The 26450-nt window shown below is 58.9% G+C and carries 25 protein-coding genes; 9 read left to right on the top strand and 16 right to left on the bottom strand.

The features are described from left to right. Window positions 1-72 precede the first annotated feature (72 nt). On the bottom strand, window positions 73-543 hold the full coding sequence (locus DET50_RS04410; protein ID WP_113861664.1) for a winged helix-turn-helix transcriptional regulator: 471 nt from the start codon (window positions 541-543) through the stop codon (window positions 73-75). Between the two features lie 90 nt (window positions 544-633). On the opposite strand from DET50_RS04410, the gene DET50_RS04405 reads away from it, so the two are divergent. Together DET50_RS04405 and bamE are read left to right on the top strand one after the other, a co-directional pair. Then, window positions 634-1746, top strand: a complete 1113-nt coding sequence (locus tag DET50_RS04405) for an NADH:flavin oxidoreductase (RefSeq protein WP_113861663.1) — start codon at window positions 634-636, stop codon at window positions 1744-1746. Between the two features lie 141 nt (window positions 1747-1887). Continuing rightward, the gene (gene bamE, locus DET50_RS04400) at window positions 1888-2199 is read left to right on the top strand and encodes an outer membrane protein assembly factor BamE domain-containing protein (RefSeq protein ID WP_113861662.1); all 312 of its coding nucleotides are present in this window, start codon (window positions 1888-1890) and stop codon (window positions 2197-2199) included. A gap of 30 nt (window positions 2200-2229) precedes the next feature. On the opposite strand, the gene pntB is transcribed toward bamE, so the two are convergent. The 3 genes from pntB to DET50_RS04385 form a co-directional block, all read right to left on the bottom strand. After that, entirely contained in the window at window positions 2230-3621 is a 1392-nt protein-coding gene (pntB, locus tag DET50_RS04395) for a Re/Si-specific NAD(P)(+) transhydrogenase subunit beta (RefSeq protein ID WP_113861661.1), read from the bottom strand. A gap of 12 nt (window positions 3622-3633) precedes the next feature. Further along, a complete protein-coding gene (locus DET50_RS04390) occupies window positions 3634-5211 on the bottom strand; it encodes a Re/Si-specific NAD(P)(+) transhydrogenase subunit alpha (protein ID WP_113861660.1) in 1578 nt (525 codons plus the stop codon). Between the two features lie 102 nt (window positions 5212-5313). Beyond that, on the bottom strand, window positions 5314-5946 hold the full coding sequence (locus DET50_RS04385; protein ID WP_113861659.1) for a TetR family transcriptional regulator: 633 nt from the start codon (window positions 5944-5946) through the stop codon (window positions 5314-5316). Window positions 5947-6408: 462 nt separating this feature from the next. Here DET50_RS04385 and DET50_RS04380 point away from each other — a divergent pair, with 462 nt between their 5' ends. From DET50_RS04380 to DET50_RS04370, 3 genes are all read left to right on the top strand, one after another. Further along, the gene (locus DET50_RS04380) at window positions 6409-7992 is read left to right on the top strand and encodes a flavin-containing monooxygenase (protein ID WP_113861658.1); all 1584 of its coding nucleotides are present in this window, start codon (window positions 6409-6411) and stop codon (window positions 7990-7992) included. 203 nt (window positions 7993-8195) lie between these two features. Continuing rightward, window positions 8196-10217 carry a T6SS phospholipase effector Tle1-like catalytic domain-containing protein gene (locus DET50_RS04375; RefSeq protein ID WP_113861657.1) on the top strand — a complete coding sequence of 674 codons (2022 nt, stop codon included), beginning with the start codon at window positions 8196-8198 and terminating at the stop codon, window positions 10215-10217. A gap of 3 nt (window positions 10218-10220) precedes the next feature. Beyond that, window positions 10221-10820: a DUF2931 family protein gene (locus DET50_RS04370; protein WP_113861656.1), complete on the top strand. Its 600-nt coding sequence runs from the start codon at window positions 10221-10223 to the stop codon at window positions 10818-10820. A 19-nt stretch (window positions 10821-10839) separates the two neighbouring features. Here the strand turns inward: DET50_RS04370 and DET50_RS04365 are convergent, their stop codons facing one another. The 3 genes from DET50_RS04365 to DET50_RS04355 form a co-directional block, all read right to left on the bottom strand. Next, window positions 10840-11262: a hypothetical protein gene (locus DET50_RS04365; RefSeq protein ID WP_113861655.1), complete on the bottom strand. Its 423-nt coding sequence runs from the start codon at window positions 11260-11262 to the stop codon at window positions 10840-10842. Next, window positions 11210-11863 carry a nucleotidyltransferase domain-containing protein gene (locus DET50_RS04360; RefSeq protein ID WP_113861654.1) on the bottom strand — a complete coding sequence of 218 codons (654 nt, stop codon included), beginning with the start codon at window positions 11861-11863 and terminating at the stop codon, window positions 11210-11212. Before DET50_RS04360 ends, DET50_RS04365 begins: the two co-directional genes overlap by 53 nt. A gap of 81 nt (window positions 11864-11944) precedes the next feature. Further along, a complete protein-coding gene (locus DET50_RS04355) occupies window positions 11945-13453 on the bottom strand; it encodes an acetyl-CoA hydrolase/transferase family protein (protein ID WP_404932715.1) in 1509 nt (502 codons plus the stop codon). A gap of 180 nt (window positions 13454-13633) precedes the next feature. Between DET50_RS04355 and DET50_RS04350 the strand changes: the two genes are divergently transcribed. The 3 genes from DET50_RS04350 (at window position 13634) to DET50_RS04340 (ending at window position 15467) form a co-directional block, all read left to right on the top strand. Then, window positions 13634-14266 (top strand): MarC family protein, encoded by a 633-nt coding sequence (locus DET50_RS04350; protein WP_113861792.1) that lies wholly within the window; start codon window positions 13634-13636, stop codon window positions 14264-14266. A 35-nt stretch (window positions 14267-14301) separates the two neighbouring features. Beyond that, window positions 14302-14877, top strand: a complete 576-nt coding sequence (locus DET50_RS04345; protein WP_113861653.1) for a gamma-glutamylcyclotransferase — start codon at window positions 14302-14304, stop codon at window positions 14875-14877. A 152-nt stretch (window positions 14878-15029) separates the two neighbouring features. Next, window positions 15030-15467, top strand: coding sequence for a hypothetical protein (locus tag DET50_RS04340; protein ID WP_113861652.1), 438 nt, complete (start codon window positions 15030-15032; stop codon window positions 15465-15467). Here DET50_RS04340 and DET50_RS04335 read toward each other — a convergent pair. After that, window positions 15424-16374 (bottom strand): DMT family transporter, encoded by a 951-nt coding sequence (locus DET50_RS04335; RefSeq protein WP_113861651.1) that lies wholly within the window; start codon window positions 16372-16374, stop codon window positions 15424-15426. The genes DET50_RS04340 and DET50_RS04335 overlap by 44 nt on opposite strands. A 229-nt stretch (window positions 16375-16603) precedes the next feature. Here DET50_RS04335 and DET50_RS04330 point away from each other — a divergent pair, with 229 nt between their 5' ends. Continuing rightward, window positions 16604-17554, top strand: coding sequence for a LysR family transcriptional regulator (locus tag DET50_RS04330; RefSeq protein WP_113861650.1), 951 nt, complete (start codon window positions 16604-16606; stop codon window positions 17552-17554). Here DET50_RS04330 and lhpI read toward each other — a convergent pair. The 8 genes from lhpI to DET50_RS04290 all read right to left on the bottom strand — a co-directional run bounded on the left by lhpI (window position 17551) and on the right by DET50_RS04290 (window position 26393). After that, window positions 17551-18489 carry a bifunctional Delta(1)-pyrroline-2-carboxylate/Delta(1)-piperideine-2-carboxylate reductase gene (lhpI, locus tag DET50_RS04325; protein WP_113861649.1) on the bottom strand — a complete coding sequence of 313 codons (939 nt, stop codon included), beginning with the start codon at window positions 18487-18489 and terminating at the stop codon, window positions 17551-17553. The genes DET50_RS04330 and lhpI overlap by 4 nt on opposite strands. A 5-nt stretch (window positions 18490-18494) precedes the next feature. Beyond that, window positions 18495-19415 (bottom strand): branched-chain amino acid ABC transporter permease, encoded by a 921-nt coding sequence (locus tag DET50_RS04320; RefSeq protein WP_113861648.1) that lies wholly within the window; start codon window positions 19413-19415, stop codon window positions 18495-18497. Between the two features lie 5 nt (window positions 19416-19420). Beyond that, a complete protein-coding gene (locus DET50_RS04315; protein ID WP_258546044.1) occupies window positions 19421-20299 on the bottom strand; it encodes a branched-chain amino acid ABC transporter permease in 879 nt (292 codons plus the stop codon). A gap of 56 nt (window positions 20300-20355) precedes the next feature. Beyond that, window positions 20356-21573 carry an ABC transporter substrate-binding protein gene (locus DET50_RS04310; protein ID WP_113861646.1) on the bottom strand — a complete coding sequence of 406 codons (1218 nt, stop codon included), beginning with the start codon at window positions 21571-21573 and terminating at the stop codon, window positions 20356-20358. 64 nt (window positions 21574-21637) lie between these two features. Next, complete coding sequence (locus DET50_RS04305) at window positions 21638-22357, bottom strand: ABC transporter ATP-binding protein (protein WP_113861645.1); 720 nt, start codon at window positions 22355-22357, stop codon at window positions 21638-21640. Next, on the bottom strand, window positions 22347-23135 hold the full coding sequence (locus tag DET50_RS04300; RefSeq protein ID WP_258546043.1) for an ABC transporter ATP-binding protein: 789 nt from the start codon (window positions 23133-23135) through the stop codon (window positions 22347-22349). The genes DET50_RS04305 and DET50_RS04300 overlap by 11 nt, the downstream gene beginning before the upstream one ends. A 243-nt stretch (window positions 23136-23378) precedes the next feature. Continuing rightward, complete coding sequence (gene tsaA, locus DET50_RS04295) at window positions 23379-23870, bottom strand: tRNA (N6-threonylcarbamoyladenosine(37)-N6)-methyltransferase TrmO (protein ID WP_113861644.1); 492 nt, start codon at window positions 23868-23870, stop codon at window positions 23379-23381. A gap of 15 nt (window positions 23871-23885) precedes the next feature. After that, window positions 23886-26393, bottom strand: a complete 2508-nt coding sequence (locus DET50_RS04290; RefSeq protein ID WP_113861643.1) for an acyl-CoA dehydrogenase — start codon at window positions 26391-26393, stop codon at window positions 23886-23888. Between the last annotated feature and the right edge of the window lie 57 nt (window positions 26394-26450).

Genomic DNA, 26450 nt, shown 5'->3' with positions numbered 1-26450 from the left:
GCGGTGGGTGGTGCTTTGAGTGGCGGATTGATCCAACTCAAGAAAATGTGCACCTGCGGGCACTGCGGATGGTCAGGCCGAGTTCTTTTTGCCTGCGGGCAGGTTTTCGTCCGGCACAAACACGTCACGGATGCTCAGCGACTGGCCGTCAGCATCCCGAACCTGAACCTCCTGGATAGGCCGGCCGGTGGCGCGGTCCCGTAGATCCAGCGGACCCTGATCCGGTGCCGGATTCCACTTGTCGCCCCACTGGCGCAGGGCGATCACCACCGGAAACAGATCGCGGCCCTTTTCGGTGAGCCGGTATTCGAAGCGGGAACCGTGTTCACCCACGTCCACCTTGCGCAGCACCCCGTTCTCAACCAGGCGGGCGAGGCGGTCACAGAGGATGTTCTTGGCGATACCCAGCTCCTGCTGGAAGTCGACGAAACGGCGGGTGCCATACATCGCATGCAGCACAATTAACAACGACCACCAGTCACCCACTTCATTGAGAGCGCGGGCAACGGAGCACTGGGAATCATCAAAACGTTTTCTGGCCATGTAGAGGAGTGTACCGAATAGGGTTGCATCTTAAAACCAGATTGAATAGGGTTGCTTTACGAAACCAAATTAATGAGGTTGCACATTACCATGAGCATGAACCTGGGTCCTTTGTTTGAACCGTTTGAAATCCACAACCTCAAGCTGCGCAACCGTGTGGCCATGGCCCCGATGACCCGCAATTTCTCGCCCAAGAGCGTGCCGGGTGAAGACGTGGTGGCCTATTACCGCCGCCGTGCCGAGGCCGGCGTTGGCCTGATCATTACCGAAGGCACCACCGTCAACCATCCAGCTGCCAATGGCTACCCCAACGTGCCGGCATTCCATGGCGAGGAAGCGCTGGCGGGCTGGAAACAGGTGGTGGATGCCGTGCATGAAGCTGGCGGTGCTATTTTTCCGCAGCTTTGGCACGTGGGCGCCGTACGCAAAGAAGGCACCGACCCGGATCCCTCGGTTCCGGGATACAGCCCCTCCGGCCTGTTCGCGCCGGGCAAGCCCAACGGCAAGGCCATGAGTAAGGAAGACATCCAGGATGTCATCCAGGCCTTCGGGGATGCCGCCCAGGATGCCAAGGCGCTGGGTTTTGACGGCGTCGAGATCCACGGTGCCCACGGCTACCTGCTGGACCAGTTCCTGTGGGAAGGCACCAATCAGCGCGATGACGAGTACGGTGGCAGTCTGGAGAACCGGTTGCGTTTTGTGGTGGAAATCGTAGAGGAAGTCCGCCACCGGGTTGGTCCGGATTTCCCGATCATGCTGCGTTTCTCCCAGTGGAAGCAGCAGGACTACGAGGCGAAACTGGTTAACAGTTCCGAAGAGCTGGAGCGTTTCCTCAAGCCGCTGGTCGAAGCCGGCGTGGACATCTTCCACGCCTCTACCCGCCGGTTCTGGGAGCCGGAATTTGAAGGTTCCAACCTGAACCTGGCCGGCTGGACCCAGAAGCTGTCCGGCAAGCCCACCATGTCCGTCGGCAGCGTCGGCCTCACCGAAGATTTCATCAGCGGCACTTTCGCCAGCAAGAAAGAAGCGGTGGAAAAGGCGGGCATCGACGAGCTGGTTGAGCGCATGAACAACCACGAGTTCGAGCTGATCGCCGTGGGCCGGGCCCTGCTGCAGGACCCGGAATGGCTGGTCAAGGTGAAGGAGGGCCGCCTCGAGGAAGTGGAATCCTTTGCCAAGAAGTCCCTCGCCAAGCTTTACTGATCGACCCTTCGATCCTACTGTGCCGCAGCGCCGAAAGGCCTGCGGCTTTTTTGTGTTTGCCACCTGAATCTTTCGCACCGGTAATCGCATCCGGCAGCAGAGCAGCTAAGATGAAGGAAACTCACGAAAAAGGAGCCTTCAATGACGCTTTTGCGTTCCTTCAAGTTTGTGCTGATTGCCCTGGTACTTGCCGCTGTGGCCGGTTGTGCCACCGTCGGCCACGATTTCCCGACCCATAACGTTGACCAGATCCGAATCGGCGAGACCACCCGGGCCGATATCCAGGAGTTGTTCGGTGAGCCCTGGCGCACCGGCATCGAGGATGGCAAACGCACCTGGACCTATGGCAAGTACAAGTGGTCGGCCTTCGGTGAGGCGGAAACCACCGACCTGGTGGTGCGGTTCAACCAGGATGGAACCGTGTCGTCCTACGTGTACAACACCACCGAGTAACCTCTCGAGAGTCAAGGCGCGGGGCTATCTTCAGCCCCGCAAGCCTGCGACCAGCTTATCGATGCTGTCTTTGGCATCACCGAACAGCATGCGGGCGTTGTCCTTGAAAAACAGCGGGTTTTCGACACCGGAGTAACCGGTGGCCATGCCCCGCTTCAGGACAACCACCTGCCGTGCCTTCCAGACCTCGAGCACCGGCATGCCGGCAATCGGGCTGCCCGGGTCTTCGGCGGCGGCCGGGTTCACCGTGTCGTTGGCACCGATCACCAGCACCACGTCGGTGTCCGGGAAATCGGCGTTGATCTCGTCCATCTCCAGCACGATGTCGTAGGGCACGTGAGCCTCGGCCAGCAGGACGTTCATGTGCCCGGGCAGGCGGCCGGCTACGGGATGGATGCCAAAGCGCACATTGACGCCCCGGTCCCGCAATATTTTCGTCATTTCACTGACGCCGTTCTGGGCCTGGGCCACCGCCATGCCGTAACCGGGCACGATGATCACCGACTCGGCGTTGCGCAGCTCTTCACAGACTTCATCGGCACTGGATTCGTGCACGGTCTGGTCGGCATCCGCGGCCGCCGAACTGCTGGTGGTCTGGCCGAAGCCACCGAGAATGACACTGATGAACGAGCGGTTCATGGCCTTGCACATGATGTAGCTGAGGATCGCGCCGCTGCTGCCCACCAGGGCGCCGGTGACGATCAGCAGGTCATTGCCCAGCATGAAGCCGATGGACGCAGCCGCCCAGCCGGAGTAACTGTTGAGCATGGACACCACCACCGGCATGTCGGCACCACCGATGGCCATGATCAGGTGAATGCCCAGCACCGAGGCAATGGCGGTCATCAGCACGAGCGCCACGATGCCCAGAGCCATGCTGTTGGTACTCAGGAACCATGCCCCGAGGAAGACGCAGACAATGACTGCCGCCAGATTCATCAGGTGCCGGCCGGGCAGGGTCAGGGCCTTGCTGTCGATGCGACCATCGAGTTTGCCGCAGGCCACCAGAGATCCCGTGAAGGTCACCGCGCCAATGAAGATACCAACGAAGACTTCCACCAGTTTGATGGTGTGCTCGGCTCCGGAGGTGGCAATCAGCGGCTCGATGTAGCCGGAAAAGCCGACAAATACGGCTGCCGCGCCCACAAAGCTGTGAAGCAGGGCCACCAGTTGCGGCATCTGGGTCATTTCCACCTTGTTGGCGATGGCGATGCCAATGCCGGCCCCCAGCAACACTGCAACCACGATCGAGACGATGCCGCCGTCAACGCTGGCCAGGGTTGCCCCCACTGCGATGATAATGCCGGCAACGCCATAGAGATTCCCGCGCCGTGCGGATTCCTGGTGGCTGAGGCCGCCCAGGCTGAGAATGAAACAGATACTTGCGACCACGTAGGCCACGCTCACCAGTCCTGTGCTCATATCGGGCGCCTCCTACTTGCGGAACATTTTGAGCATGCGATGGGTGACCCGGAAGCCGCCCCCCACGTTGATGCTGGCAATCAGCACCGCGACAAAGGCCATGATGCCAACGGCAATATTTTCCGCCTGGGCCAGATGTAGAATGGCGCCGATCACAATGATGCCGCTGATGGCGTTGGTGACGCTCATCAGGGGGGTATGCAGGGACGGGGTTACATTCCAGATCACCTGCCAGCCAATAAAGCAGGCCAGCACGAACACGGTGAAGTGCTGCAGGAAACTCTCTGGTGCGTGGGCGCCCACTCCGTAGAGTGCCAGTGCCGTAACCACCAGAAGAACGCCTTTGCCGATCAGGCTGCGGCGGTCTGCGTCCTTCTTGGCGGCCGCTTTTGCTTCGGCTGAAGGCTCCTCGGTGCCCGGTGCGGGTTTTGGGCTGACCGGCGATTCCGGTTTTGGTGGTGGCCAGGTGATGTCGTCCTCGTGGACCACCGTCAGGCCACGAATGACTTCGTCTTCCATGTTCACCACCGGCTTGCCGTCCTTTTCCGGTGTGAGCTCGGTAAGCAGATGCACCAGGTTCGTGGCATAGAGTTCGCTGGCCACCTTGGCCATACGGCTGGGCAGGTCGGTGTAGCCGATCAGCGTAACGCCGTGGTGATGGGCCACCGTGCCCGGTTCAGTAAGTTCGCAGTTACCGCCCCGCTCGGAGGCCAGGTCGACAATCACACTGCCGGGTTTCATGGATTTCACCATGTCGGCGGTGATCAGTTTCGGCGCCGGCTTGCCGGGAATTAGCGCGGTGGTGATGATGATGTCCACCTCTTTGGCCTGCTCCGCAAACAATTCCATCTCCGCCTTGATGAACTCGTCGCTCATCTGCTTGGCGTAGCCGCCGCTGCCGCTGCCATCCTCGTTCTCGAAGTCCAGCACCAGGAACTCGGCGCCCATGCTTTCGACCTGTTCCTTCACTTCCAGCCGGGTATCAAAGGCCCGCACGATCGCGCCCATGCTGTTAGCAGCGCCGATCGCTGCGAGGCCCGCGACCCCGGCTCCGATTACCATGATCTTCGCCGGGGGTACCTTGCCGGCAGCCGTTACCTGGCCGGTAAAGAAACGCCCGAAGTGATTCGCTGCCTCGATCACCGCCCGATAGCCGGCAATGTTGGCCATGGCGCTGAGGGCGTCCATCTTCTGGGCGCGGCTGATGCGGGGCAGGCTGTCGATGGCGAAAGACGTGATCTTTCTGGCGGCCAGCTTCTCCAGCAGATCCGGATTTTGGGCCGGCCAGATGTAGCTGACCAGAAACGCACCATCTTTCATCAGATCCGCTTCGTGTTTGCCCAGCGCCGGGTTTTCCATCGGTGCCCGGACTTTCAGGATGAAATCGGATTCTTTCCACAGCGAGCTGGTATCCGCTGCAATGGCTGCGCCCACTTTCTCATAGGCTGCATCAGAGTAGTTCGCGGCCTCACCAGCACCGCCTTCGACGATGACGTCGTAACCTAGTCCGATCAGCTTGTGAACAGAGGGTGGCGTAGCGGCCACGCGCCGCTCATCCTGGAAAATTTCTCTGGGGATACCGATTTTCATTATTGGTGTACCTCCGGATTTCCCGTTTAATCAGATGCCTGGATACCTACATACTAGTGCAGGTTCCCAGATCTGCCCGTAAACCGGAGATTTCGAAACGTATCAGGTGTGTGTCAGCGCAAGGCGCTCGACGTCCGGCTGGGTCAGGTGATCCAGCATTGCGCCCCGGAACTGACGGTTGATGAAGCGCTCGGTTTCGGTCTGGATGGCTTCCCGTTGTGCCGGTTTCTCGATGTAATCCATGGCCCGGAAGAGGATGTAGCGGATGGTCATACGGGAAATTTCATGAACGGTCTCCGGCGGCACGCCACTGACCAACCTTCGCTCGATAATGTCTTCCGCCATTTCCCGGGCACTGGCCTCCAGTTGCGATTCCAGGGCCCGGCGCAGCAGCGGCGAAGGGCCGTGAAGTTCCCGGACGGCCACGGTGGTCGCGGCCGGGTTGGCCAGGAAATAGCGATACACGAAGGTGACGGTGTCATGGGACGCCTGTTCGGACGAGTCCGCCATCTGCCGAAGCTGCCGGACACCGGCCTTCATGTCTTCGGCAATATAGCCCAGTACCTGCAGTCCAAATTCATCCAGGTTTTTGAAGTGCCGGTAAAAAGTATTCGGGTTCAGCCCCGCCTCACGGGCGAGTTCCCTCAGCCCCAGAGACGTGAGACTCCTTGTTTCGGTAATCAGCCTGAGTGCTGCCTGGATGAGTTTCAGTTTTCCGCCTGTTATAGCGTTCATGCTTTCCTCTGAGTTGGGAGTAGGGCCGGGTGGTGGCTCTTCTTCCCAGACACGCTACAAGCACGTCCCTGTGGGCTTGTTTCAGGCCATCCATGGCCTTCAACAGTCTGGGAAGAAGAGCCACCACCCGGCCCCGAGCCAGGGAGACGGCATTCTCCTGAAGTCGAAAGGGTGGTTTGGGCAGGGCTTTCCAAAACTGTGCGGAGCCATGGATGGCGGAGCCCAAGCGTCACAGGGACGTGCCGAAGGAGCGTGTTTTGGAAAGCCCTGCCCAAATCAACCTAACCCCCGGAGTCTGAGGTGAGAGAGGACAAGAATCTGTCAACCGAGGCCATTTGCCCAAAAACGGAGCCAACAAAGTATACGGCTGTCTACCTGCTCATGTATACATGTGTCTACCGATCATGATGATCACTCGAACAAAAGCAGACAGGGCCGCACAGGCCAACCAGGAGAGCAGCAATGACAAGAAACACACAGATCGCCATCATCGGCACCGGCTTCTCCGGCCTCGGCATGGCCATCAAACTCAAGGAAGCCGGATTTCAGGACTTTGTCATCCTCGAACAGAGCGACGACATCGGCGGCACCTGGCACGAAAACCACTACCCGGGCTGCGCCTGTGACGTCCAGTCGGCGCTGTACTCCTACTCCTTTGAACAGAACCCCGACTGGAGTCGCATGTTCGCGACCCAGCCGGAGATCAAGGCCTACCTCAAACGCTGCGCCGAAAAATACGGCCTGATGGACCACATCCAGCTGAATAGCCATGTCGCCGGCGCACACTGGAATGAAAAGAGCGGCCATTGGACCATCGAAACCTGCGACAGCCCCAAACTCTGGGCCTACATGCAGGAGAAGGGCCTCAAGCCGGGGGATGAACTGGACAGAAACGACAAGGACCTTCCCTGGTTCAGCAAACTGAACGCCGACATCCTGGTGTCCGGCATGGGTGGTCTCAGCACTCCGTCCTACCCCGACATCAAGGGCATTGATACCTTCACTGGCACCAGCTTCCACTCCCAGGACTGGGATCACGACTACGACCTGCGGGGCAAGCGCGTGGCGGTCATCGGCACTGGTGCTTCCGCGATCCAGTTCGTACCCGAGGTCGCCAAAGAGGCCGCGAAGCTGAATCTGTACCAGCGTACACCGCCCTGGATCATGCCCAAGCCCGACCGGGAAATCCGTCCTCTTGAGAAAATGATGTTCCGGAAGTTTCCGCAGACCCTGAATGCGTTCCGCCAGAGTATCTACTGGATGCTGGAAGGCCGGGTTCTGGGTTTTGTGGGTAACCCCCGAATCCTGAAAATCGGTGAGCTGCAGGCCCGCCGGCATATCCGCAGCCAGATCAAGGACAAGGAACTTCGCAAGAAGGTCACTCCGGATTTCCACTTCGGCTGCAAGCGGGTGCTGATCTCCAACAATTACTACCCGGCCCTGGATAAGGATCATGTGAACGTACTGACCGATGGCATCCGGGAAGTGAAAGGCAACGTCATTGTCGATAACAATGGTGTCGAGCGGTCCGTGGATTGCATCATCTACGGCACCGGCTTCAAGGCCCAGGAGCCGATTCCCCGGGGAATGATCTTCGGTCGTAACGGACAGGAACTTCTCGATGCCTGGCACGAAGGCGCCGAGGCCTACAAGGGTACGACCGTGGCCGGCTTCCCCAACTTCTTCATGCTCATGGGCCCGAACACCGGCCTGGGTCACAGTTCCATGGTGTACATGATCGAATCCCAGGTGCAGTACGTGCTCGATGCCATCAGGAAGATGCAGCACCGCGGCTGGAAGAGCGTGGAGGTAAAGGATGAAGCCTTCAGCAAGTACAATGCCTCGATTCACGCCAAACTCGGCGACTCGGTCTGGCAGACCGGCTGCAAGAGCTGGTATGTGAACGAGAATGGCAAGAACACCACCCTCTGGCCGGGTTTCACCTGGCAGTTCCGCCAGCAGACAAGGCGGTTTGATGCCGAGCAGTATGTTTGCGAGGAAGCTGCTGGAATACAGGTCCACAGCGAGCCGGCGATGGCTGGGTGAGGGGACTGCAGGGTGGTATGGATGCTCTCTACCCAAACTGGGCAAAAATGTGCCCAATTTGGGTAGGTTCGAAGTGAGAGCCTGTCCCTTGTGCTGTCCTCGCAAATTGAGTAGTTTCTGTTGTCCCGGCGAGCCACGGATCCGGCTCGCCATCGACAGGTGCCCGGCAGGGAATCGGGCACTCCGGAACAACAGGGAACGTTATGCACATCAAACCCTTCCATCGCCTACGCCCGGCGGATTTGCCGCTGGTAGAAAGCCCGTTTCTGGCTTCGCAAACCCTTCGGCGGACATTGTCTGACCCGCTTGCTGGCCATTCCTCACTGATACTCGGTGTTATCCCGGGCGTCCTGCCGGGGACCCCGCGCGAGGCCGTTCACCAGTACCTGATCTCCCGCATTGCCACAGGCGAACTCTGCCTGGTCCATACCGGCATCGGTTCGGATCGCCCGATGAGCCCGGTGGTTTCCTGGCGGACGGGTCAAGGAGATGGCAACGCGGGAGCCTGGCAATGCGAGAGCGGTGCGCGCGAAATCATCGGCCTCGAGCATTCCGTGGCGGAGCTGAACCGCAAGGGAGTGACACCCAAGGACCTGTCCCGTACAGAAGGGATCGGCTTCCGGAATTATCAGGGAAGTCCGGCGGAGTCCGAGCTCAATGGAGGCCCGCAGTACAAAAATGCTGATCGCCGGCTCACGCTACCGCTGGGCGCATCGGCCAGTGTCCTGCCGCTTGCGACCGAGTCAGAAACTCCGGCATCCGAAGGTGAAGCGGAAGGCGTCCATCTGGTAGCGGGACTATTCACCGATGGCACGCTGAATAACGTCGACAACATCGAGATATTCAGAGAGCGGCTGATGGCCGAGTGCGTGGCGCCGATCAAGGCTGATCCTTCCCGTCTGGAAGAGTGCCGGAATCGACTCGCGATGCGGATGGGGGAGAGTTATGCCAGTGGGCCGACCAATGTTGTGAAGTTGTTTGATTTGTATGACGAAGAAGGGTTCGAAGATGGGTCACAGAGAACGGTGACCGTTAAGGCCTATGAGCCGGGCGCCGGCACAAAAAGCGGTGAGGAGGATTCATTGATTGGGGCAGCAACAGGCCTCGGTGAAACCGGTGTGATTGAACAGGTCAGGAGACTGTTCAAAGAGGCGGCACGGAGAATATTGGATGCCACGGAGGGGGCAAAGATACAGACGCTGACCGTGGATCTCTTCGGTTTCAGTCGAGGTGCCGCTGCCGCCCGTCACGCGACCAATGAAATCCTGAAAGGGAGGAATGGCGAGATGGGTATGGCCCTGACCGATGAGGGCATCGGCTGGCCAGGTGAAGTAAGGATTCGCTTCCTGGGGCTTTTTGACACAGTTGCAGGCATTTTCAATCCCTCAAGTCTCGATTTATCGGCTGGTAATGACCGGAATAGCCCGGTTGAGCTTTATTTGGACGCAGACAAAATTAGCCACGTTGTGCACTTGGTGGCGGCAGACGAAAAGAGAGCAAACTTCTCACTAAACAGCATCAAAGGAGAAGATGGCAGGCTGCCTGAAAACTTTGCAGAGATTAGCTTACCGGGGGCGCACTCTGACGTAGGAGGTGGGTATCCGGACCTACAAACCGAGGACTTACTGCTTTATCCAACGCTCAGTATTAGGGGCAGTGAAACCCGTTGGCCTCGCAAAACCATGGAGTGGGATAACCTTAAGAGTTTGCAAAGCAGAGTGGAGTTGGAGGGTTGGGTTGGGCCAAACAGCTTTCCATTGTCCGATGGAAGAGAACCATCAATCCGTATAGAACAAAAACGAAATGAACATCCCCTACCAGATGGCCAAGTGGAAATGTCACTGAAGATGACCAGACAAATCAAAGGTGAGTATTCAAGGGTAGGGTTGTACTTGATGCATGAGTTGGCAAGAGCTAAAGGAGTTCCACTTGATCAGATAGATGAAACTGATCCAGCAATGAGGATGCCCGACGAACTGGGGGAAATAGCCGAGAGATTCTCACAACAGATTGATGCTGGAGAAATAGAGTTATCGCTTCATACGGACAAAATCGATTGGCTCAGGCAGAGATACATTCATCATTCTGATCATTACAACCCGCTTGAGTGGTTGATGGCTGGTGAAATAGCTGCTCTGGAAATCCCGGCTCAGGAGTTCATACATCCGCTGAGACCTGCTTTGTCTCGTAAGCGTAAGATTCACCCCAACACAATCTCTGGATAAATCATGAGTATTAAAAAGGTATTAATCATTGCCGTGCTCTTCATGTTGTCGGCTTGTGCGAGTACCGAGAAAGAAACCGATTCCATTGCTTGGCGGTTTCAGCTCGCTACGCCTCAACACTATGATATTTGGGTTGAGCACCTGGAGTTTGAGTTATCTGGAGTCAGGCATTGGTGGCATCCGGCAGGATCGATGGGCTGTTGCTGGAAAGGACCCAACGGCCCCCGTGGGGTTGCCGGAAGGATGGAGCCTTTTCCGAATTTTGTAGCCATACAATGGTTTTCCTTTGCGGAACAGAAGTTTTATCAGAGGTTGATAGAAATTCCCCCAAAGTGGAAAGAAAAGATGCGGGAGGAAGCCCCAATGGTGACGCAGGTCGATGTTCGCATGAGACCAAGGGATACATTGACCTTTGGCCTGGCCCCGGGAGGCGAGATTGTCATCTGGATGATGAACCAGCCCGGAAATGAGATCGAACTCGCCCGCTTACAAGCCAATGAGATCGAAGGTAACCCCTCCCATTATCAGAACCGAACCAGGGATTACTTCGACGAAAATGGCGAGTATCTTGAGAACCACGGAATACCATTGACGGGCTGGTGACCAGGAAACTGAAATTTGATTAAGCGTTGCCTGTTAATGCTTTGACAAGAGCTTCAATTTCCTCCGTAACGCTGATCAGGCTCTGAACCAGAGCCTGATCTACATCTACGACACCCTCATATTCGGCAAGATTTCGTTTGCGGTGTGCGTGGTCCAGTACTCGCCACTTTGCAGACGGCATATCAATCGTGTGCTGGAGGCACTGGAAAACGAGGTAGCGACTGTCTGAGCGATAGCCTGCCTGGCGCAGCGCTGCCAGAGACAGAGCATGCGCGGCGTTGTAGGCAAGATCAAAGCGGCTTTCGAGGCTTAGAGATTCCAATCCTGCGTCCCTGAGCCTGGTGCTTCCGGAGCGAATCAGACCCTGAATTTCTGCTGGGTCTGGTGCTTCAGGATGCAGTTTCCGAACCTTCGCCAGGTTCTCCAGTTGTTCTTGGTTCATTGATGACTCCTTTCAGTACGATGTGCGGTCCATGCAACACTTTGCGGAGAAACGGGTTCTCCTGTTTCCGCCGCTTTTCGAATTCCTGTCGAGTGTAAAGTGTCGGATTCACGGGACGGGAAAGCTCTTGCTCTGCGGATTCCAGTGCGGTGAACACATCCTCGAGAGTAAGAGAATCCGATACCAGCAAAAGATCGATATCGCTGTCGGCATTGTCGGTATGTTTTGCTACCGAACCATAGATCAGTGCCAGTTCCAGCTGACTATCGATAGATTGCAGTGCCTTCTTGATAACTTCGGGCGGTCCAAGGGTTTTCATGACCAGCGAACGCAACTCGCGGAATACCGGAGCGTTCTTGTTGGCATGATACCGCTTTTGTCTGCCCTTGAGTTCCACGCTCACAAGGCCACTTTCAGCAAGGCGGGTGACCTCCCGCTGCACTGCACCTGAGCCCGCGTTGGCCTTCTCGATCAATTCGCCGATAGAGAAATCCTGGTCGGGTTGTGTGAACAGCAGGCTCAGGACCTTTTGCCGCGTTGCCGAAAATAGGGCGTCGGCAATATTGCGGCTTTCGGGATGTGTCATTGTTTTCGGATTCATCGAGGCGACGCCAATAAAATACCCATAATGGGTAAATTTATGCCCATTATGGGTAAAAGTAAAGGCGCGGGCCCCCGCTTGTCACATCTGTCCGGTCTCCTCAAAGCGCTGGTGCCAGCTCAATGCCTCGCCCAGCAGATGCGGGGTATGCATACCCCGGCCGCTGGCGCAGGCGCGCTCGAAGTAGTCCAGCAGTTTTGGCTTGAAGTCCGGGTGGGCGCAGTTTTCGACGATTTTCAGGGCCCGCTGGCGGGGTGCCAGGCCACGGAGGTCGGCCAGACCCTGTTCGGTCACGACGATCTGCACATCGTGTTCGGTGTGGTCCACGTGGGAGACCATGGGCACGATCGTCGAGATGGCGCCGCCCTTGGCGGTGGACGGGGTCATGAACACGGAGATGTAGCCGTTACGGGCGAAGTCACCGGAGCCGCCGATGCCGTTCATGATACGGCTGCCCATTACGTGGGTGGAGTTCACGTTGCCGTAGATGTCCGCCTCGATCATGCCATTCATGGCGATAATGCCCAGCCGTCGGATGACTTCCGGGTGGTTACTGATTTCCTGGGTGCGCAGGATGATGCGTTCCCGGTAGAAATCGATGTTCCGGGCCAGTTCCCGGTTGGCTTCCGGGCTCAGGGAGAAGGCGGTGGCGGAGGCCATGCGCAGCTTGCCGGATTTGAGCATGTCGAGCATGCCGTCCTGCAGTACCTCGGTGTAAGCGGTCAGGTTTTCGAACGGGCCGTCGTTCAGGCCGGCCAATACGGCGTTGGCGATGTTGCCGACTCCGGACTGCAGGGGCAGCAGGTTCTGGGGCAGCCGGTTGTCCTCCACTTCCATCTCGAAGAACTTGAGCAGGTGCTGGGCGATGCGCCGGGAGTTTTCGTCCGGGTCGCTGAACCGGGAGTTGCGGTCCTGGGCATTGGTTTCCACGACGGCGATCACTTTTTCCGGCGGGCACAGCAAGTACTTCTCGCCAATCCGGTCGTCCGGTGCGGTCATCTGGATCGGTTTGCGGCGCGGCGGCAGGGCGGTACCGTAGTAGACATCGTGCATGCCTTCCAGGCCGGAGCTCTGGCCGTGGTTCACTTCCAGGATGACCTTGTCGGCCTGGTCGATCCACGTCTTATTGTTGCCGATGGAGGACGAGGGAATCAGTTTGCCGTCCTCGGTCACGCCCGCCACCTCGATCACTGCCACGTCGAGCTTGCCGAAGAAGCCGGACCAGGCGTGCTGTGCCACGTGGGAGAGGTGGATGTCGATGTATTCCATCCGTCCTTCGTTGATCTTCTGCCGGCACACCGGATCACTCTGGTAGGGCAGGCGCATTTCGATACCGTCCACCTCGGCCAGGGCGCCGTCCAGTTCCGGCGCGGTGGAGGCGCCTGTCCAGACGCTGATGCGGTAGTTCTCGCCGCGGTCACGGTGCTCCCGGATATGCTCGGCCAGGGCCTGGGGAACGGCTTTGGGATAACCCGCACCGGTGAATCCGCTCATGCCGACGTTAACGCCGGAGGGGATAAGGGCGGCCGCTTCCTTGGCACTCATGATCCGTTCACGCAGTTGGGGGCAGAGAATTCGGGGGGCTGTGATCACGATGACTCCGGTTTTCGATTCGCTAATAATGATTCCAAAATTAGCTAGCAATAATACCATAAGTATAGGTACCTATGCTTAAGACTTAAGGCGATACCCGCGGGTACGTTCTGTTGCGTACGGAAGTCATTGAAATCAGGCGCTATGCTTGTCGTTTTTTCCGGCCGGACTTTCCTGATGTTTGAGACGTTTTTCAGCACCTATCTGAGCAGCACCATCCGCTTTCTGTTCCTGTTGGCGCCGTTCTTTGTGGTTACCATGTTCCTGGCGCTGACCCGGGGGCTTCCGGCTGCGGAAAAGTCCTCGATTATCCGCCGGTCCATTGTGTCCGCGTTTATTCTGGGGCTGGTTTTGTTCTTTGCCGGGCCGCTGCTGTTCGATGCCATCGGCATTACCCTGAATTCCTTCCGCATCGGCGCCGGTTGCCTGCTGTTCCTGACCGCGGTCAGCCTGGTCAGCAGCGGTACCCGTAACCACGCGACGGGCCTGCCGGAGGAAGACCGGGACGATGTGGCCGTGGTGCCCCTGGCCATTCCGGTAATGATCGGCCCGGCCACCATTGGTGCGATTATGGTGTATGGTGCCGAGCTGAAGGCGGTGCCCCAGGTGGCAGGTGGATTGCTGGGTCTGGTGTCGGGGCTGCTGATTCTGGGGCTGTTGTTGCATCTCTCCGGCTACCTGGAGAAGGTCCTGGGTAAGACCGGCCTCAACATCATGTCGAAAATCAGTGGTCTGATCCTGTCCGCCATGGCAGCGGAAATCGTCCTGACAGGTATTGCCGGCTTTATCGCCAGCACCCAGACGGCCTAGAATGGCGGACTTCAGCAACATTCCGGCAGTAATCCATGTCTGTTAACACCATCGAGCACAACCGCAAGCGTTTCAATTTCGAGGGCATTGATGCCATCTGGCTGTTCGGCTATGGCTCGCTGATCTACAAGGTGGATTTTCCGTTCCTGGAGAAACGGCCCGCCTCGATTCGGGGCTGGGTTCGGCGGTTCTGGCAGGCTTCCCATGACCACCGGGGCACGCCGGAAGCGCCGGGACGTGTGGTGACCCTGATCGAGCAGCCGGGTGCCGTGTGCAAGGGTATGGCCTACCGGGTGTCGCCCCACGTGTTCGAGTACCTGGATGTGCGGGAGAAGAACGGCTACCTGCGCTTCACTACCACCATGACCTTTGACGATGGCAGTCACGCCGAGGGCCTGGTTTACATCGCCACCGAGGATAACGAAGCGTTCCTGGGGGAGGCGCCGGAGGCGGACATTGCCCGACAGATTGCTTCCGCCACCGGGCCGAGTGGCCCCAATTCCGAGTACCTGCTGCGGCTGGCGGAGTCGTTACGGGCGCTCGGGGATGACTGCCCCCATACCTTCACCATCGAGTCCCACCTGCGTTCTGTCGACAACGCCGACAGTTAAACGTCAAGTTTGCCCTGTTCCATGTAAAGCTTGTGCAAAGCCCCGGCCAGAGCGCTGACATTCCTCTCCCGTTCGATAACCTGCAATCAGGTAACCCGGAAATGGCTCCGGGTTGTAGTCGATCCAGTCTTGAACAGGACGGGAGAACAGCTATGAAACGATTACTGATGAGCAGTCTTGTGGTGATCGCCCTTGGTTTCGCCGGCGCGGCTGCCGCTGACGATTACCGGGGCTTTGGCCATCCGCCGGGTATCCAGAAACAGCTGGACCGGGGCAAGGCGTTACCGCCGGGGCACCAGAAGAAATTCATGAAGGCCCATTATCGCCGGAATCACTACGACCGGCATCACAAGCACCAGGACCGTCGTTACCGGGATCGTGATCATCGGCATCATCACCGTCACCACAGTCGCTATGACCGTCGCGACTACCGGGACAAGCACCGGCACTACCGGGACCGCCACGATCGCTATCGCTACCGCGACGGTTACCGCACCAACCTGCGGTATGACGATCATCTGCCGCCGGAGCACCGGGTTGCCCTGATCATTCGCGATACTCATGCGCTAATTGACGATTCCCGTCGCTGAAGCCGGCCTTCCGGTCTCTGTAGACCGCTTGCCGGGTGTCGGGGTTGAAGCCCCGGGCCGGTGAGCGGCGCCGGTGCCGTAATCCGATCAGGATCAGCGGTACCACGATCATCAGGCTGCCGGCCAGGAACCACAGGTCCGGCACTTCTCCGAACCAGATCCAGCCAATGGCGACGGCCCAGATCAGCCCGGTGTATTCGGCGCTGGTGACCTGGTTGGCGTCCACCTGCCGGTAGGCCAGCAACACGGTGATGTTATAGCCGAGGATGAAAAGGGCGGAACCCAGGGCGCTGATCAGGATGCCAGCGTCCCAGGCGGCCCCTTCCCACCAGGCCAGGGCGCCCGCCGCTGGCAGGATGAGCAGGTAGTTCAGGAACAGTTTGTGGACGGTGGATTGCTGTTTGGGCAACTGGCGGACCATCACCGCATTGATTGCAAGGGCAAACGCGGAACCCAGTGCGGCGATGGCGGCCCAGTTGAATTCCACCGGACGCAGGATGACGACGATGCCGGCGAAGCCGCTGAATACGGCGAATACGCTCAGTGGGGTCAGCTGCTCACGGAAGATGATGACGGACAGCACCATGACCAGGATCGGCGCGGCGTAGAATACGGCGTTGGCGGTGGCCAGTGGCAGGTTGCCCAGGGCGATGACCATGCACAGGATGCCAGCCAGGTGAATGTGGGCACGCACGGTGTGGATGCCGAGGCCTGCGAACAGGTGCCGGCGGTTCAGTTGGCCGAGCAGGGGCAGCAGGAACACCAGGGTCAGGATGCAGCGCAGGAACGCAAACTGGAAGATGGGGGTTCCCGGTTCCAGCAGTTTGATGAATACGTCCGAGGCGATGGCCATGGCGTTTCCGATGACCAGCAGAAGAATGGCGCTGTTTACGGTCTTGCCTGACATACCCTTGACCCCTCTTGAATTCTGGCTCCGTGAATGAGCACGAAGAGGGACCCGCTTCCGAAAACCGCTACGAGTACGTCCATGTACGCTTGCTCTCCGCCATCCATGGCTTCGAGCATTTTCGGAAGCGGGTCCCTCTCCGCACTCCCGTGATTCGCAGTGGGAGTCTATTTCGGTTTTAATATCCGATAAAATGATATTTATTGTAAACGGATTAGAAATTTAGATAATGAAACTGCCACCCCTGAAAGCACTCCCCGTCTTCGAGGCCGTCGCCCGCCTTAACAGCTTCTCCCATGCCGCCGAGGAACTGGCGGTCAGCCAGAGCGCCGTGAGTCATCAGGTCAAGCAGCTGGAAACCTACCTCGGCGAGCAACTGTTCTGGCGTAGCGGTCGGACGCTGACGCTGACCGATGAGGGCCGGCAGTATCTGGATGCGGTCAGTTCCGCGCTGTTGCAGATCGAACGGGCAAGTGAGCAATTGCTGGGGCACGAGGAATCCCGGATTCGGTTGTCGGTGTTCAGTTCGTTTGCGGTACGTTGGTTGGTGCCGCGGTTGCCGGAGTTGCAGCGGTTACATCCGCAGATTGATCTGGCGCTGGAGATGAGCAGTGAAAATCCGCAGTTGTCGGATAGAGTGGCAGACTGCTTTATCACCGTGCACAAGAATTCCGCTGCTTACAGCTATGAGTTGTTGTATGTGGAGCAGTTGTTCCCGGTTTGCAGCCAGGATTACTGGCAGAAGATCCGGCGGGAGCTTGGGCGTGAGGGTGCCGATGCGGACAACGAGGCGTTGACGCCGGATGAGGTGGCGCGGTTTCCGCTGTTGTCGACCCACAGCATTTTCGAGAAACCGGCCGGTGACTGGGAGGTGTGGTACAAGGCGGTGGATCGGGACATTCCGTCAGGCGCGCGCATCCAGCATTTCAGCCACATGCTGCTGGCGCTGGAGGCGGCCAGGTTTCATCAGGGGATCGCGCTGACCAACGATTACATGTTGAGCACCCGTAAGGATTCGGAGGATTTTGTCCGGCTACCCTGTCATCCGGTGATGACCGGGGATGAGTTCTATTTTGCCTGGAAGACCAGCCGGCGGCGGGAGCGGGGTATCCAGGTGTTGCGGCGCTGGCTGGTGAGCCAGGCCATTGAGGGCGGGCTTCGGAGTGAGACGGGACACTAGCCGCGCTCCAGGCTTTCCCAGACCTCAATGGCGGCGGCAAGGTCTTCCAGCGAGGCACCCACCGATTTGAATAACGTGATGGCCTCGTCGTTGGTGCGACCCGGTTTCTCGCCCCGCAGCAGTTCCGCCAGTTCGGCTCGCAAATCGCCCTTGTTGAACGCACCTTCGTCGATGGCCTGGAGGATGTCGCCGGCTTCGCCCATGGCGCCGGCGTAGGTGTCCACAAAGACTTCGCTGCGGGCCAGGCAGTGACTGTCGGTTTCCCGCATGGATGGCCGGAATGCGCCCACCAGATCCAGATGGCTGCCAGGTCGCAGCCATTCACCCCGGACCAGCGGTTCGGTCGACAGCGTTGCGCAGCTGATGATGTCTGCTTCGGGTACTGCGGTTTCCAGATCCGTTACCGCCTGACAGTCGAACCGGCCCCGGAATTGGTCGGCCAGGGCCATGGCCTTGTCGGGGTTTCGGCCCCAGACCCGCACTGTGCGGATGGGCCGGATGGCCGCGTGAGCCTCGATCAGCATTGGCGCCAGTTTGCCGGTGCCGACCACCAGCAGTGATTCGGCATCCTTCCGGGCCAGCTCGCTCGCTGCCAGTGCCGAAGCCGCTGCGGTCCTGCGGCTGGTCAGGGCACTGCCGTCCATACATGCGAGGGGAGTGCCATGCTCCCCTTCACACAGGATATACAGCCCCGAGATGGCGGGCAGCCCTGCGTTGGCATTCTGCGGAAACACGTTGACCATTTTCATGCCGATATATCCGGCCTCTTCCCAGGCCGGCATCAGGAGCATCGTAGCCTCACCGTCCGGACGGTGCATGGCGTGGTGATGTCGTGGCGGTGCTTCCACGCCTTCGCGAAAGGTGGTGGCGAGTCGTTCAATCAGTGCCGACCATACCAGTGCGCCGGCCACCTCCTGTGCAGAAATAACACGCATAGTTCCTAACCCTGTTTACGGCTGGCCAATCGCTGGATTTCGCCGACGATGCCGCGACGGAATACCATGACGCAGACCACGAAAATGGTGCCGAGAATAACCTGCACCCAGGAGCCAAAGGCGGATAGCTCGTGGCTGAGTGCACCCACGGTGATGGCACCAAGCACCGGGCCGAATATCGTGCCCAATCCGCCGACCAGGGTCATCAGGATGACCTCCCCGGAGGTTTGCCAGTGAGCACTGGTGAGTGCTGCAAACTGGAAAATGATAGCTTTGGTGGCGCCGGCCAGCCCGGCGAGGGTGGCAGAGATCACGAACGCCAGAAGTTTGAAGTGATCGACGTCGTACCCCAGGGACAGGGCCCGGGATTCGTTTTCCCGTATCGCCTGCAGCACCTCCCCGAAGGGCGAATTGATGGTGCGATAGATGATGCCGAAGCCAATGAGGAAGATGGCGAATACGAAGTAGTACATGGAAAGGGAGTTGTTCAGGTCAATGAGGCCGAATAGCTGGCCCCGGGGGATCCCCTGCAGGCCGTTTTCGCCACCGGTGAAGGGCATCTGAAGGGCCAGGAAGTAGATGATCTGTGCCAGTGCCAGGGTCACCATGGCGAAGTAGATACCCTGTCGGCGTATGGCCAGGAACCCGAAGATCGTACCGATCACCATGGCAAACGCCGCGCCGGCGAGTATGCCCAGCAGCGGGCCAAACCCCCATTCCTTGGTGACGTAACCGGTAATGTAGGCGGCGCCGCCGAAGAATGCGGCATGCCCGAATGAGAGCAGGCCGGCATACCCCAGCAACAGGTTGAAGGCGCAGGCAAACAGCGCAAAGCACAGCAGGTCCATGACGAATACCGGGTAGGCGTAAAGAGGGGCCGTCAGGCCTGCCACCAGCATGATGATAAAGAGGATGCGGTTGGTCATGGCGCTTATTTCTCCTTACCAAACAGACCGGCGGGACGGAACAGCAGTACCAGCACCATAAGGAAGAAAATCACGGTACTCGCGGCGGGCGGGTAGAACACCTTGGTCAGCCCTTCAACCAGCCCGAGCGCGAGGCCGGACAGGATGGCACCCATGATCGAGCCCATACCGCCAATGACCACCACGGCAAACACTACGATGATGAGGTCAGCGCCCATCAGCGGGCTGACGGAGTAGATGGGTGCCGCCAGCACCCCGGCCAGGCCTGCCAGGCCAGCGCCGAAGGCGAAGGTCAGCGTGACCATGCGAGGGACATTCAGTCCGAAGGCCTGGGTCAGGTCGGGGTTCTCCACGCCGGCCCGTAACCGGGAACCGAGTTTGGTGTGTTCGATGACCCACCAGGTGGCGAAACAGACCACCAGGGAAAACACGATGGCAAACAGGCGGTAGGTGGGGAAGTACATGAACCCGAGGTTTACCACGCCGCTCAGAGACTCCGGCTGGCCCGGGTAGGGCGTGCCGGAAACGTTGAAATAGTTGGCGAACAAACCCTGCAGAATGAGCGTGATGCCAAAGGTGAGCAACAAGCCGTAAATGTGGTCCAGGTCGTAGAGTCGCTTGAGGAACAGACGTTCAATCAGCACCCCGAGAATGCCGACAATGAGGGGCGCCACCAGCAGTGACGCCCAGAATCCTATCTGAAGACTGATTCCGAACCATTGTTCCAGGAGAGAGTAGCCGATGAGCGCAATGAATGCCCCAAGCATGTACATGGCGCCATGAGCGAAGTTGATGATATTCAGCAAACCGAATATCACCGCCAGCCCCAGGCTCAACATGGCGTAAAACACACCCACGTTCAGCCCAAGCAGCGCTTGGGCCATTATGACCTGCATCGACACGTCGGCTATCTCCCCGGAAGCAGTGGTTGATCCTGCAGTTAGTTAACCAGCGGACACTTGGATTCGGACAGCGGAATAAATGCCTGCTCCGCTGGAATCTTCGATACCACCCTCAGCAGGTCCCATTCGCTTTCGGACTCCGAGGGTTTCTTCACTTCTACCAGGTACATGTCGTGCAGCATGGTGCCGTTGGGCAGGATGGAGCCGTTTTTCACGAACATGTCGTTCAGGGTCATCTCGCCCAGCTTGGCGCGAACGGTATCGCTGTCGTCGGTGCCAGTCTCCTTGACCGCTTTCAGATAGTTGGTGACAGCCGAGTAAACGCCGGCGTGCACCATGGTGGGCATAGCACCGTGGCGCTCATGGAATCGTTCAGACCAGGCCCGGGTCTCGTCGTTCTGGTTCCACACAAAGGCGGTGGTGAACTGCAGGCCCTGGGCAATATCCAGGCCCATGCTATGCACGTCGGTGATGAACACGAGCATGCCCGCCAGTTTCTGACCGCCTTGCACAATCCGGAACTGGTTGGCCTGTTTGATGGCATTCACCGTATCCTGCCCGGCGTTGGCCAGGCCAATCACGTCGGCGCCAGAAGACTGCGCCTGCAACAGGTAGGAAGAGAAATCGTTGGTGGACAGCGGTGCGTTGACGTTGCCAACCACTTTGCCCCCGAGGCTTTCCACGACCGCGCCGGTGTTGTCACGCAGGGAATGACCAAAGGCATAGTCAGCAGTGATGAAGAACCAGCTCTCGCCACCGTTCTTGACCATGGCTGTGGCCGTGCCCACAGGCAAGGCGTGGGTATCGTAGACATAGTGGATGCCATAGGGCGTGCACTGATCCTCGGTTAGGGCGGTGGTGCCGGCCCCGGTGTTCATGGTGATGATTTTCTTGTCATTGGCCAGACCCTGAACTGACAGGGCCACCGAGGAATTGTCCAGCGCGGTGATCATGTCGACTTCTTCGGCGTCGATCCACTCCCGGGCGGTACTCGCGCCAATGTCCGGCTTGTTCTGGTGATCCGCGGAGATGACTTCCACGGGCTGGCCGAGGACCGAACCTCCGAAGTCTTCGATGGCCATCTTGGCCGCGACCACGGCCCCGGGGCCTTCCAGGGCTTTGTAAACCCCGGACATGTCACTGAGTACACCAATTTTGAGTTTACCGTCTGAAAGCTCAGCGGCTGCGGTAAGCGGTATCGCCAGCGTGGCCATTGCGACGGCACTTGCCAGACCTTGTTTCCAGTGCTTGAACATAGTGGGATTCCTTTTCTTATTAGATTCAGGGTCGGTGCGCTAGTCGCGCCCCAGGCCCACGGGCTCAGACACTCAGGTGCCTGTTCAACTGCTCTTTTTTGGCCTCAAGGTCAGCGGCGTCAATCTGTTCCACCACCTGACCGTGTTCAATAACATAGTGGCGGTCCGCCAAAGGGGCAGCAAAGCGGAAGTTCTGCTCCACCAGGATGATGGTGAAGCCCTTCTCCCGCAGCTTGCGAATCACCTGATCCAGGGACTTCAGGATTACGGGAGCTAACCCTTCGGTAATCTCGTCCAGCAATAACAGGTTGGCACCCGTGCGCAGGATACGGGCAATGGCCAGCATCTGCTGTTCACCACCAGAGAGCTTGGAGCCCTGGCTTTTACGCCGTTCCTTGAGGTTCGGAAACATGGTGTAGATGTCGTTAACCGACATGCCGCCTTCGGCGACGACAGGGGGTAGTTCCAGGTTTTCATCGACATTGAGGGAGGCGAAAATCCCACGTTCTTCCGGGCAATAGCCCAGCTTTCCTACATGGGCAATCCGGTGCGTGGGCATGTTGATGACTTCGGTACCGTGGATCTTGATGGAACCGGTACGCCGGCCCACCAGCCCGAGAATGGCCTTCAGGGTGGTGGTGCGCCCGGACCCGTTGCGACCCAGCAGCGTGATCACCTCGCCTTCGTGCAGCGTCAGGTTCATACCGTGGAGAATGTGGGACTCACCGTACCACGCGTGCAGGTTCTCGATTCGGAGCAACTCCGGACGTTTTTCAGGCGGCATCGGTGGTCCCCATGTAGGCTTCCATCACGGCGGGGTTCGTGGAGACGGTGTCGTAATTGCCTTCCGCCAGTACTTCGCCCCGGTTAAGCACGGTGATGGTGTCGGCGAGGGTGGCGACTACATTCAGGTTGTGTTCCACCATGACAATGGTCCGGCCTTCGACGACCCGCTTGATCAGATCGGTGACGGTGCCCACATCCTCGGGACTCATGCCTTGGGTCGGTTCATCCAGCAGCATCAGCCGCGGTTTGAGGGCGATGGTAGTGGCGATTTCCAGCGCCCGTTTCTGGCCGTAAGGCAGCTCGACCGCCTTGGTGTCGGCAAAGGGGCCAAGCTCCACCAATTCCAGGGTTGCCTGGGCTTCTTCATTCAGCTGATCCAGCACCCGCCTCGATCGCCAGAACTGGTAGGACACCCCGAGTGTGCGTTGCAGGGCAATTCTTACATTCTCACGGGCAGACAGGTGTGGAAATACTGCCGAGATCTGGAATGAGCGGATCAGGCCTTGCTGTGCAATACCGGCGGGTCTGGAGTGAGTGATGTCTTTGCCGTCGTAGATAATCTGTCCGGCACTGGGTTTGAGAAAATGGGTCAGCAGGTTGAAAAAGGTGGTTTTGCCGGCACCGTTAGGGCCAATCAGGGCATGGATGCTCCCCGTCTCTACCTTCACATTGACGTTGTTGATGGCGGTGAAGCCTTTGAAATCCTTCTTCAGATTCCGGGTTTCAAGAATGATCGGGGGAGACGTTGTGTGCTCGCCCGCAGGCTGGTCGTTCACGGAAATACACCCCTTTCGGTTGAAGTCGGCTACTTGTGCGCTGTAGCTCTGTTATTTCTTGTTATTCAAGTTTGTTCTGAAAAGGTTGCAGATACTGCCAATTGAACTGACCTTCAGTAATAGTAGGCGAGTGTGGAATCTGTCAAGAAAAGACAGGAGTCAGGGAACCCTGGCTAGTGAACTAGAGGTAGCCATGCGATGGCTCCTGACCGCGGCCCATAGGCCGGGCCGCAACATGTCTTGCTATGGGATCTGGTTGTCGCCGGTTTTCGGGGGTGCTTTCGGGCTGAAGGCGCAGCGGTCGGGTTTGATGTCCACCAGGGGGGTGCCATCAAGGCAATCGAGGCCGCGCACGATCAAGGTGCCCTCTTCAATTCCAACCAGTTTGACGATGGACGTGCCGATCGGATTGGGCCGCACCGGCGAGCGCAGCGCAAAGGTTCCGAACGTTTGCCCATCGCTTTTGGGGTTTTGCCGGACCAGGTCGCGGCGGCTTTTGTCCAGCCAATAGAGCACCTCGATGGTGTCATAGTCTTCAAGGCCTTTCAGCCCGTCATGCCAGACAGGATCCAGAACCAGCTGGCATTCCGGGCCGTCCAGGCGCCCCTGGCGCGGGCAATCACGGCGGTCACGCCAGGGGGTCCGGATGGTACCGATGAAGCGCAATGTGGCGTCCGAGGCTGGTCCGAGTTCGACTGCCTGCTCGTTGGGGCGCAATTCTCCAGGGTCGCTCATTGTGTCGCCTGCAATTTATGTTTCTTCTTTTGGTGAGCGTTCGACTACCTTGCGCTTACCCTTGGCGCAGCGGGACAGGGCCTTCAGGCCATCCTCATCAAACGCATCCACCCGGATAACATCGTAAAGGGCTTCCAGAGCCTCCAGCAGCTTGTCACACTCGTCTGCCTTTACCACGCCTTCGGCACAGGCCCAGTTCACCAGCTCCTTGCGCTCGTGGCCCATCAGCAGGGCAATGCCATCCAGTTCGTCCTCATCGCGGTTGCGGATGGCTTCATGCAGGCGACCACGCATGCCGGCGGTTTCGTTCGCCAGTTTGTAGGCGTTGAGTACGCGGCCCAGCGGATCTTCCGGGTCCATATTGGTGTAGGCGCCGCGGCTGATGCGTTGTCGCACCGGAGTATCCTCGACAATGGTGCGGGCGACTTTGGTGCCGAGTCCATCATCCGGGCCATTGAGGCCGGTGGCGCCGAGCGGGAATACCAGCAGGCGTAGCGGCCAGCGCAGGGCCGGCACCGGGAAGTTGATGATGGCTTCGCGCATGGAGCCCTGCAGATCCCGCAGACAGGTTTTCAGGTTCCATTCCACCAGTGGCCGCTGGTCATCCGGGTAGCCTTCCTCGTGCCATTGCTTGATCACCGCAGTGGCGTAGTAGAGGTGTACCAGGCAGTCCGCCATCCGGCCGGACAGGCGCTGACGGGCTTTCAGGCCGCCGCCAACGGTAAGCAGAGTGACGTCGGTCATCAGGGCGAAGGCCGCGGAGAACCGGGCCAGCTGGCGGTAATGGCGTTTGATTTCGCCGTGCCGCGGTACCGATTCGATCACACCCCCGGTCAGTGCCAGCAGGAACGCCCGTAGGGCATTGCGGGTGGTGTGGGCCAGGTGGCGGTAGAAGATGCCGTCGAATTTCTTCGCCGCTTTGTCTTCATCTTCCATGCCCGCCGCCTCGATTTCCTCGACGATAAACGGATGGCAGCGGATTGAGCCCTGGCCGAAGATCATCAGGCTGCGGGTGAGGATGTTGGCGCCTTCCACGGTGATGCCGATGGGCACCGCCTGGTAGGCCCGGGCCAGGAAGTTGCGGGGGCCGGTGATGACGCCGCGGCCGGCGACAACGTCCATGGCGTGGTTGATCACTTCCCGCATCAGGTCGGTGTTACGATATTTCAGCACCGCCGAGGGCACGGAGGGGCGCACGCCCCGGTCCAGCATGCCGGAGGTGAGCAGGCGGGCGGCGTCCATCATATAGGTATAGCCGGCGATGGGTTCCAGGGCTTCCTGCACGCCTTCAAACTGGCTGATGGAGCGGCCGAACTGCTCCCGGGTGTAGGCGTAGGAACCGGTGGCCAGGCTGGCCACCTTGCCGGCACCGGTGCCCAGGGCGGGCAGGGAGATGGAGCGGCCGATGGACAGGCACTCCAGCAGCATGGTCCAGCCCTTGCCGAGCATGTCCTGGCCGCCGATCACCTGTTCCATGGGAATGAAAACGTCGGTGCCCCAGGTGGGCCCGTTCATGAATACGGTGTTCATGGGCAGGTGGCGGGCGCCGGCGTTCACACCGTCAGTGTCCTTGGGTACCAGCACACAGGTGACGCCCACCTCGTCGTCTTCGCCCACCAGGTGCTCGGGGTCGTAGACCTTGATGGCCAGACCAATCAGGGTGGCCACCGGGGCCAGGGTGATGTACCGCTTGTTCCAGGTCACCTTGAGGCCCAGCACTTCCTCGCCGTTCCACTCACCCTTGCAGACGATGCCCTTGTCCGGAATGGCGCCCGCGTCAGAGCCGGCCACCGGGGAGGTCAGGGCAAAGCAGGGAATTTCCTCGCCCTGGGCCAGGCGCGGGAGGTAATGCTGTTTCTGGCCGTCGGTGCCGTAGTGCATCAGCAGCTCACCCGGGCCCAGGGAGTTGGGCACCATGACGGTAACCGCTGCCGAGACGCTGCGGGTGGAGATCTTCATGACAATTTCGGAGTGGGCGGTGTTGGAGAAACCGAGGCCGCCGTCCTCCTTGGGAATGACCAGGCCGAAGAAGCCGTTCTCCCTGATGAACTTCCAGACCTTGTCCGGCAGGTCGTAATGCTCATGGGTGATCTTCCAGTCATCGAGCATGGCGCAGAGCTTTTCCACCGGGCCATCGAGAAAGGCCTGCTCTTCGCTGGTCAAGTGGGCGGGCTTGGCGTCCAGCAGTTTGTTCCAGTTGGGTTTGCCCGAGAAGAGTTCGCCATCCCAGTCCACGGAGCCCGAGCTGAGCGCTTCCTGTTCGGTATCGGACAGTTTGGGCAGCCGGCTGCGAACCCAGCCCAGCAGGGGGCGGCTGATCTTGTCCAGACGCAGGTCGCCGGGAATGACCAGGATCAGTGCGAGCGCGAGGAAAATGCCGCCGAAGATGATGCTGAGAAGGTGCCATTCATCCTGGAACAGGCCGACAACGGTGGCAATGGCCATCACCGCGGCTGCCACGGTGCCTCCGATGCCAAGGTAGATGAGTACCAGGGCACTGATCAGTAACAGCAGAACGCTCATGGGCAGACCTCCATATCATCAATGAAATCAACAAAATCTGACCTTAACCATCGGCCA

It is taken from the genome of Marinobacter pelagius (assembly GCF_003315345.1).
In the GTDB taxonomy this organism is placed as follows: domain Bacteria; phylum Pseudomonadota; class Gammaproteobacteria; order Pseudomonadales; family Oleiphilaceae; genus Marinobacter; species Marinobacter pelagius_A.
This window is presented reverse-complemented; position numbering and strand designations above follow the sequence as displayed.